The sequence below is a fragment of the Corallococcus sp. CA041A genome, assembly GCF_003612075.1.
Classification (GTDB): Bacteria; Myxococcota; Myxococcia; order Myxococcales; family Myxococcaceae; genus Corallococcus; species Corallococcus exiguus.
Genome location: NZ_RAWF01000130.1, coordinates 19,198 through 27,581 on the forward strand (window position 1 = coordinate 19,198; position 8,384 = coordinate 27,581).

7 protein-coding genes are annotated in these 8,384 nt (G+C 70.9%); 4 read left to right on the forward strand and 3 right to left on the reverse strand.

Annotation, left to right across the window (positions count from 1 at the left end):
• The first annotated feature begins 76 nt into the window (after nucleotides 1-76).
• The 4 genes from D7V77_RS22940 (at nucleotide 77) to D7V77_RS22955 (ending at nucleotide 5,729) form a co-directional block, all read left to right on the forward strand.
• Nucleotides 77-1,297 carry an ATP-binding protein gene (locus tag D7V77_RS22940; protein WP_233597176.1) on the forward strand — a complete coding sequence of 407 codons (1,221 nt, stop codon included), beginning with the start codon at nucleotides 77-79 and terminating at the stop codon, nucleotides 1,295-1,297.
• A complete protein-coding gene (locus tag D7V77_RS22945; RefSeq protein WP_120578423.1) occupies nucleotides 1,294-2,649 on the forward strand; it encodes a sigma-54 dependent transcriptional regulator in 1,356 nt (451 codons plus the stop codon). The genes D7V77_RS22940 and D7V77_RS22945 overlap by 4 nt, the downstream gene beginning before the upstream one ends.
• 119 nt (nucleotides 2,650-2,768) lie before the next feature.
• A complete protein-coding gene (locus tag D7V77_RS22950) occupies nucleotides 2,769-5,132 on the forward strand; it encodes a hypothetical protein (RefSeq protein ID WP_120578424.1) in 2,364 nt (787 codons plus the stop codon).
• A 3-nt stretch (nucleotides 5,133-5,135) separates the two neighbouring features.
• Complete coding sequence (locus D7V77_RS22955; protein WP_120578425.1) at nucleotides 5,136-5,729, forward strand: hypothetical protein; 594 nt, start codon at nucleotides 5,136-5,138, stop codon at nucleotides 5,727-5,729.
• A gap of 8 nt (nucleotides 5,730-5,737) precedes the next feature.
• On the opposite strand, the gene D7V77_RS22960 is transcribed toward D7V77_RS22955, so the two are convergent.
• The 3 genes from D7V77_RS22960 to D7V77_RS22970 form a co-directional block, all read right to left on the reverse strand.
• On the reverse strand, nucleotides 5,738-6,685 hold the full coding sequence (locus D7V77_RS22960; protein ID WP_233597177.1) for a methyltransferase: 948 nt from the start codon (nucleotides 6,683-6,685) through the stop codon (nucleotides 5,738-5,740).
• A gap of 101 nt (nucleotides 6,686-6,786) precedes the next feature.
• Nucleotides 6,787-7,410 carry a CoA pyrophosphatase gene (locus tag D7V77_RS22965; RefSeq protein WP_120578426.1) on the reverse strand — a complete coding sequence of 208 codons (624 nt, stop codon included), beginning with the start codon at nucleotides 7,408-7,410 and terminating at the stop codon, nucleotides 6,787-6,789.
• Between the two features lie 14 nt (nucleotides 7,411-7,424).
• Complete coding sequence (locus D7V77_RS22970) at nucleotides 7,425-8,318, reverse strand: undecaprenyl-diphosphate phosphatase (RefSeq protein WP_120578427.1); 894 nt, start codon at nucleotides 8,316-8,318, stop codon at nucleotides 7,425-7,427.
• Between the last annotated feature and the right edge of the window lie 66 nt (nucleotides 8,319-8,384).

The window sequence follows — 8,384 nt, forward strand, 5'->3', positions numbered from 1 at the left end:
TGAGCCGGTAGTGACATCCCATCATGAGTCCCCAACCGCGCGAACGATGCACGCCCCGCGATATGAACAGCTCGCCATGAGCCGTGCGCCATCCGTGGGCCCTCCCCCGCCTCCGTTCCGCTTCCGCCGACGCCTGCTGGCGGTGATGCTGCTCGCAGGCCTCATCCCATTGGCGTTGCTGGGTGCTCTCGCCCAGGGCGTACTGGAGCGCGTGCTCTCCATCTCCATCGCGCCCGTGGAGGCCGTGCTCGACAACGTCTCCGATGAGCTGAGCCGCCGGGGACTGCCTCCCGATGCGCTCGACGAGGCGCGGCTGAACCTGGCGCAGGCGGAGCTGGCGCGGCGGGCCCTGGTGCGCCGCGTGCCCGTGTTCATCGCTGGGGTGGGCGCTATCGCCGCCGTCGTGCTGGCTGTGTCCGCGGTGCTCCTGGGCCGCGTCCTCACGCGCCCCATGGCCACGCTCCTGGAGGGCATGCGGGCCTACTCCCGAGGCGACCTGTCGGTCCGCCTGCCCGTCCCCGAGCCCGCTCGTGACGAACTCCAGTTCCTCCTGGGCCAGTTCAACCGCATGGGCCAGGAGCTGCTGGACCAGCGCGAGCACCTCAAGGCCGCCGAGCAGATCGCCGCGTGGCAGGACGTGGCGCGGGCGCTCGCCCACGAGCTGAAGAACCCCCTGACCGCAATGAGGCTGTCGCTCGCGCGTCTGTCTCCGCAGGATGCCGGCACCCTGCCAGACCCGACGCGCCTCGCCGAAGCGGTGGCGCTCCTCCAGGAGGAGGTGGACCTGCTCATGCGCATGACCCAGAGCTTCTCCACCTTCGCGCGCCTGCCGGCCCCCCGCTTCCAGGACGTCGCGCTGCGTCCACTGCTCGCGGAGGTGTGCGCGCTGTACGCGGGCACTTCGCCGGTGCCCGTGGTGCTGGACCCCGGTGAGGAGGTGTCGCTGCGCGCGGACCCTGACGGGCTGCGCCGCCTCTTCGGCAACCTGGTGAAGAACGCCACCGAGGCCTCTCCACCCAACGCCCCTCCCGTCCACGTCGCGCTACACGAAGCGGCGGACGGCCGCGTGCACGTCACCGTGAGCGATGGCGGCAGCGGTGTCCCGGGCGTGCTGGAGGGCCCTGTCCTCACCCGAGGACTGTTCAGCACCAAGCCCGGCGGCAGCGGGCTGGGCCTGCCCATCGCGCAGAAGATCGCCCACGAGCACGGCGGCACCTTGAGATTGGAGCCGGGCGCCCAGGGTGGCACCCGGGCCCAGGTGGTGCTGCCTTCCGACGCCTCCCAGGTGGCCGCATGAAGACCGGAGCCCGCATCCTCATCGTCGACGACGACCCCGGCGTCCTGAGGGCCGTGCGTGGATTGCTCCAAGACGGAGGCTTCACCCCCGTGGAGGCCCGCTCCACGGCGGAGGCCGCGCGTTTGCTCGAAGCGCCCGACGCGCCTCCCGCGCTGATGCTGCTGGATCTGCGCATGCCGGGCGAGACGGGGCTGGAGCTCCTGGCACGTCTGCCCAAGCCACTGCCCGTGCCGGTGGTGGTCCTGTCCGGCGAAGCCTCTCCTTCCGAAGCAGTGCAGGCCTTGAAGCTGGGGGCCACGGACTTCGTGGAGAAGCCTCCGTCCCCCGAGCGGCTCCTCACGGCGCTGCACAACGCGCTGGCCCTGGGCGCCCTGCGCGAGGAGCGCGAACGCTTGCTGGACGCGCTGGCACAGCCGGGGAACCTGGTGGGCGAAAGCCCGGCCATGGAGTCCCTGCGCCAGCTCATCGCGCGCGTGGGTCCCAGCGACACGGCCGTGCTGATCACCGGCGAGACAGGGACAGGCAAGGAGCGCGTGGCGCAGGCGCTGCACAAGGCCTCCGGGCGCAAAGGCCGGCTGGTGGCGGTCAACTGCGCGGCCATTCCTTCGACGCTGCTGGAGAGCGAGCTGTTCGGCCACGAGCGAGGCGCCTTCTCCGGCGCGGTGGCGCGCCGCGCGGGCCGCTTCGAACAGGCGCAGGGCGGCACGCTGTTCCTCGACGAGCTGGGGGACATGCCGCTGGAGCTCCAGGCCAAGCTGCTGCGAGTCCTGGAAACACGTCAGGTGGAACGGCTGGGAGGCACGCTGCCGGTGGCGGTGGACGTGCGCATCCTCGCGGCCACGCACCAGGACCTGGGCCGCGCGGTGAAAGAGGGCCGCTTCCGGCAGGACCTCTTCTTCCGCCTCAACGTGCTGCCCCTGCACCTGCCACCGCTGCGCGAACGCTCCGAGGACCTGCTGCCCCTCGCACGCGTCTTCGCGGCGGAACTCGCGGGTCCCAAGACGCCGCTCGTGCTCGCGCCAGGAGCGGAGGCCGCGCTGCGCGCCTACCCGTGGCCCGGCAACGTGCGTGAGCTGCGCAACGTCATCGAACGGCTGAACCTGCTCCGGGGTGATGGTCCGCTGGAGCTGGGGCCGGACGCGGTGTCGGCTCCCACGGGCACCGCGCCCGCGCCGCGCACGACGTTGGGGGACAAGAGCTACCGCGAGCACGTGGAGGACTTCGAGCGGGACCTCATCCGCGCCGCGCTCCGCGAGGGCGAAAGCATCGCCGGGGCCGCGCGCATCCTCCAGGTGGACCGAGGCAACCTCTACCGGCGCATCAAGGCCCTGGGCCTGCCCGTCTCTTCGTGAGCCGCGCGATGTCACGGCCACAACCGCCCGACACATCAGGATGTGTCCATGACATCCGCCCGGCTGCTCGCCCTCCGTCGTTCCGGGCACTTGCGGTGAGGCCGCACCTGGAACGGAGCATGCTCCTGCCGCCTTCCATGAACCGTCTCGCACTGGCGCTCTGCTTCGTCTCGCTCGCGGCCCTGGGCCAACCCTCACCGGATGCCGGTACCTCCGACGCGTCCGTGGCCCTCTCCCCATCCACCGCACCACCAGAGGGCGAAGCCGCCTCGGAGGACTGGAGCTACCCGACGTGCCCGGAGGGCTTCGACAAGGATGACGACGACCTCTCGGACTCCACGGTCCTCGGAGCCCTGCAGGTCGAGGTCGACGGCCGGGGACTCACGCCCGCGGGCCTGGAGTTTCGCGGCCTCCAGCGGCTCACGGATCCGCAGGTCCGCAAGCTCGTGGGTGCGCCTCCCGCGGAAGACTCGCGGCCCCTGACGGCCACGCAGGTGCAGTCCCTGCTGCATCGCCTGGCACGCACCGGCCTCTTCGCCCGCGTGGAGCCCCGCGTTCGCGTCAGTGATCAGGGTCCGGCCCTGCTCGAAGTGACCTTGCAGGAGAACCCCACGCTCACGTCGGTGGAGTTCGAAGGCCTCCAGGACCTCCGGCCCGACGAACTGTGGGGAGCGCTGTTCGAACTGTCCTCCCCTGCCTCCGACGAGGACGATGCCGAGGACGAGGTCACCACGCTGCGCGTCCACAAGCGCCACGGGACCCTGCGGGTCGTCAGCCCCTGCCCCGCGCCGCGACCGCCCCGTCCGTGGCTGGCTCGACGAGAGGAGGGCGCGTTCCGCCCCGGCATCATGCTGGGAGGCCTGGACGCCGCGCTCGACCGGGTCCTCAAGACCCTTCGTGAGGACGACGGCTACCTGCTCGCGACGGTGTCCGCCACGCTGTCCCCCGAAGGCCGGCTGGTCGTGACGGTGGATGAAGGCCAGCTGGAGTCCGTGGAGGTGCGCGGCGTGGACGACGCGATGGCCACGCGCGTGCGTGAAGCCCTGGGCCTGGAGCCCGGCGACGTCTTCCTCCGGAGTGATGCCCGCCGCGCCATGGAGCGCATGGAGTCGCGGCTGCCCTTCCTGCGCGCGGTGGACAGCGATGACCTTCAGGACGAACGCACGACCGTGCGCATCGTCGAGGAACGCGAGGACGACGGCACGCGGCTTTACCGCACGAAGGAGGAGCCCCGTCGCGAGTCGCGGCGCCACGAGCGCGTGGAGTTCGAGGTGGGCTGGAGCCGGATGTTCGGAGAGGTCGACGCAGGGAGCGACGGCCTCACGCTGGAGGGGAAGAAGCTGATCGTCCACGTGCGCCCGCGTCCTCCGGACCTGGACGTGGACCTGTTGCCCGTGCACACGCAGGTGACGGGCTTCGCCCCGGGACTCTCGGCGAGCCTGCGCATCTTCGACTCGCGGGACCGCGTGCACACGACGCTGGAGGGAGCCTTCTTCATCCCCCTGCGGCTGGGCGGGCAGCGCATCCCGGGCGATCCGGAAGGCACCAGCAATCAGCGCCACGTCAACCTGCTGGGCGGAGCCAAGGTGCAGCTGCCCGCGCTGGGCATCGAGGAGCTCGGCGCGCAGGTGCACGACTTCATCGACACGCTGGACCGCTGGCGGCTGGGGGACTTCGACTCGTACTTCTACTCGTTCCTCATCAACCGGCCGGACCGGGACTACTTCCGCCGTCAGGGCTTCACGGCCTTCGCCACCTGGCGCTGGGCGGAGTCGTGGCTCGCGGGCGTGGAGGTGCGCGGTGACACGATGAGTTCGCTCCAGTCGTTCACGCCGCCGCTCAGCCTCTTCCGGAGCGACGACCCGCCGTTCCCGAACGCGCCAGTGAACGAGGGCCGGTTCCGTTCAGCGGTGGTGCGGTTGGAGTACAGCGGCACGGCGGAGCGTGGCACTCGCGTGGGATCCCTCTTCCGCACGCCGGAGACGTCCCTCTTCGAGCGCCACAAGAACTGGAAGCGAGAGCCCGCGCTGCGCGGCTTCGTGACGCTGGAGGTGGGTGAAGGCCCGGGCGCGGGCGGCGCGGATGCGCGCTTCTGGAAGCTGGTGGGCGACGTCGCCATGGACGTGCCCATGAACTGGCACACGGGCCTGAACCTGCGCCTGCGAGCCGCGATGGGCCACGACCTGCCGCTCCAGAAGCAGGAGGCGCTGGGAGGCTGGACCGCGCTGCGAGGCTTCGGCTTCAAGGAGTTCCGAGGCGGCGACAGCTCGGTGCTCGCGAGCGCCGAGTACCGCTGGCACGGCCTGGGCATCTTCGCGGACCTGGGCGCGGTGCATGCCGCGAACGCGTGGTCGGGTGCGCAGCTCGGCCTGGGTGGCAGCTTCCACTTCAGCGACGCCGTGCGCTTCGAGGCCGCCTGGCGCATCGACGAAAAGGCCCAGCTCACGCCCGAAGCGCGCCTGCTGTTCAACCGGACCTTCTGAGCCATGGGAAGGCACGCAACAAAGAGCAGGCATGGCGCGGCGCTCGTCGTCGCGGCAGGCCTGCTCGCGTCCGGAGCGCACGCGGAAGAGGCGTCCGCGGCCTGCACCGCGACGCTCTCCGGAAAGCGCGTGATGGTCCGGCCGGAGGCACGCGCCTTCATCTCCCCGGAGCTGGACCGGCTGGTACGGCTGGGACTCGCGGGAAAGCTGGAGGTGGAGCTGACACTCTGGCGGCGCCGTTCCTTCTGGTTCGACGCGCACCTGGACAGCGCACGAGTCACCCAGGTGCTCGCGTTCACCCGCGAGGGTTACGTGCTGGACGGGCGCGAGCTGACGGGAGGCGTGGGCACGCTGGAGCTGGAGCGCGTGGCCTGGACACTGGACTCAAGGCCCGGAGCGGACGAGCACTTCGTCGTGCAGGTGGAGGTGCGGCTCCAGGTCGTGACGGCCACGAGCCTGGGCCGCATGGCGCGGTGGCTCACCCAGGGTGAGGCCTCGTCCTCCGGCGCGCCAGTCCTGGGGAGCCTGCTGCGCTCCGTGGCGGAAGACCTCGCGAGACAGGCCACCGGTCGCTGCGACGTGAGCCGTCAGCCCTGACGCGGCACTCAGCCCCGCCGCGCCACCAGCGCCACCAGCGCGATGCGCTCCACGCCCGCGTATGGCGCCTTCTCCATCTCCTCGCCGAACACGTCCGGATCCAGCTCCTCGTAGCGAACCTCCGCGAGCGGCGCGGCTCGCCACACCGGCTCCAGCGCGGTGCGCAGCAAATCCTCGCCGTCCACCACCGGCGCGCCCGTGTAGAGCACCAGCGTGCCGCCCGGCTCCAGGCGCTCCACGCCTTCACGCACGATGCGCACGGACAACTCCGTGCCATGCGTGCCGCCACCATCCCGGTACGTGCGCTTGTCCGTATCCGCCAGGTACGGCGGGTTCGCCATGATCAGATCGAACCGGCCGGACACGTCTCGCAGCAGGTCCGAGTGCACCGCCTGGGCTCCCTGCGCGCCATTCAGCCTCGCGTTCACCCGCGAGAACTCCAGCGCCAACGGGTTCAGGTCCGCGAGCACCACCTCCGCGCTCCGCCCCGCCACCGACAGGCCTCCGGCTCCGGAGCCACACCCCAGGTCCACCACTCGCCGGAAGCTGCCTGGCACCCGCTGGAGCAACGCGCAGAACCGGTAGGTGTCCGGTCCGAAGAACACCGCGTCCTGCTCCGACGTGGGCCACGCGGAATGGACATACAGCCCCGCCCCCAGGCTGGAGTACCGCACCCGGCTCCGGTGCGTCCCGTCCTTGCAGTCCACCAGCGCGCCCGCCTCCTCCAGCAGCGCCACCATCCGAGGCTCCAGCACGCCCGGCCCGAAGGGACGGCTCCACCCGAACACGTCCCGGACTGAATGGGCCTGCTTCGCCCCCGGCCGCGCATTCACCCGCCGGTGCGTCTCCGGAGTCACCGTGGTGAAGACGTACCCCCTGGCGCGCAGGACCTCTCCCAGCGCCACCAGCGCGGCCTCCCTCACCTCCATGCCCCCGGCCCCATTGCCACCGTCCACGTCCCGCCCTTTCAAAGGGTTTCCCCCTGAACGTGGGACCGGCCCTCCAGGGCGACAAGGCACCTTCCGCCAGGGCCGCCCGCCAGCACGGACTTCGCGGTTCAGCGGTCAGCAGGCGAGGGAGCGTCCAGCAGGTCGTGGATGCCCGGCACCTCCACCACGAACTGCAGGAAGTTGCGCAGGATGCGCCCCGTGGCGCCCCAGATGACGTGCTCGCCGTGCGTGTAGAAGTGCACGTCGTGCTCCATCCCCTCCCACGTGTGTCGCTCCACCCGGAGGATGGAGGGGTCCAGCAGGCGCACCAGCGGCACCTCCAGCACCAGGTCCACCTCCGCCGGGTTGGGCACGTACTTCCCGTCCCCCGGGATGACGCCCACGTAGGGACGGATGCGGTACGCGGACGTGGTGGGCGTCTCGTCCAGCAGACCCAGCACGCGCACGTGGGTGCGCGCGACGCCCAGCTCCTCGTCCGTCTCGCGCAGCGCGGTCTCCAGCGGCGTGACGTCCCGCGCCTCCTGGCCCCCGCCCGGGAACGCGTACTGCCCCGCGTGCGTGCGCAGGGTGGCGGGCCTCCGCGTGAAGACCACGTGCGGCACGCCGTCCCGCTCGAAGAGGGGCACCAGCACCGCGGCCTCTCGCAGCGCCCGCCCCTTCCACTCGAACGTCCGCGCCGGCCTCGCCGTCAGCCGCGTCTCCAGCGCATCGAACAGGGCCTGCACACGCACGACCTCCCCCTTCCTCAGTCCGTGATCTGCTTCTCCACCGGCGGCTTCGTCGGCGCATCCGGCGTCGCCAGGTTCTCCACGCCAGACATTGGCTTGAGGATGTTCGCCTGCAACAGCCCCAGCAACAGCACGCCCAGCGCGATGCGGTACACCACGAACACCAAGGTGGTGCGCCGCTTCAGGAAGCTCAACAGCCACGCGATGGCCGCCATGCCCGACAGGAAGGCCACCAGCGTCCCCACCACCAGGGCCACCGTCGACGGACGCTGCGTGGCCTCCAGCAGGTGCTTCAATTCGAAGATGCCCGCCAGCGTCGTCGCCGGGATGGACAACAGGAACGAGTAGCGCGCCGCGTCCTCGCGCTTGAGCCCCAGCGACAGGCCGCCCGTGAGCGTCGTGCCGGACCGGGACGACCCCGGCACCAGCGCCAGCGCCTGCCACAGGCCGATGATGATGCCGTCCTTCCACGTCATGTCCGCCACGGTGCGCTGGTGTGACGCGCGCTTCTCCACGACGAACAGCACGATGGCCAGCACGATGAGGCTGCCCGCGATGACGTAGAGCGAACGGAACTGCGTCTCGATGACCTTCTTGAACGCGAGCCCGCAGATGCCGATGGGCAGCGTGCCCACGCCCACGAACCACGCGAGCCGCGCCTCCATCGTGCCGAACGGGTCCCGCCTCACCAGCCCCACGACGAACGCCTTCACCAGCGCGACGATGTCCTTGCGGAAGTAGATGAGCACCGCGGCCACCGTGCCCAGCTGGATGATGGCCGAGTACGCCGCACCCGGATCCGGCCAGCCGAACAGCTCCGGCGCGATGCGCAGGTGCGCGGTGGAGCTGATGGGCAGGAACTCCGTGAGACCCTGGACCAGACCCAGGACGATGGCTTCAAGCAGGCTCATAGGGGACGTGGCCGCCAGGGATATGCCCTGCCCCCCTGCCCCGCAAGCGCGAAGGTTCCCCACACC

Coding starts and splice junctions, on each gene's coding strand:
- D7V77_RS22940 (WP_233597176.1), top strand. CDS start 77: ATGAGCCGTGCGCCATCCGTGGGCCCTCCCCCGCCTCCGTTCCGCTTC.
- D7V77_RS22970 (WP_120578427.1), bottom strand. CDS start 8,318: ATGAGCCTGCTTGAAGCCATCGTCCTGGGTCTGGTCCAGGGTCTCACG.
- D7V77_RS22950 (WP_120578424.1), top strand. CDS start 2,769: ATGCTCCTGCCGCCTTCCATGAACCGTCTCGCACTGGCGCTCTGCTTC.
- D7V77_RS22955 (WP_120578425.1), top strand. CDS start 5,136: ATGGGAAGGCACGCAACAAAGAGCAGGCATGGCGCGGCGCTCGTCGTC.
- D7V77_RS22945 (WP_120578423.1), top strand. CDS start 1,294: ATGAAGACCGGAGCCCGCATCCTCATCGTCGACGACGACCCCGGCGTC.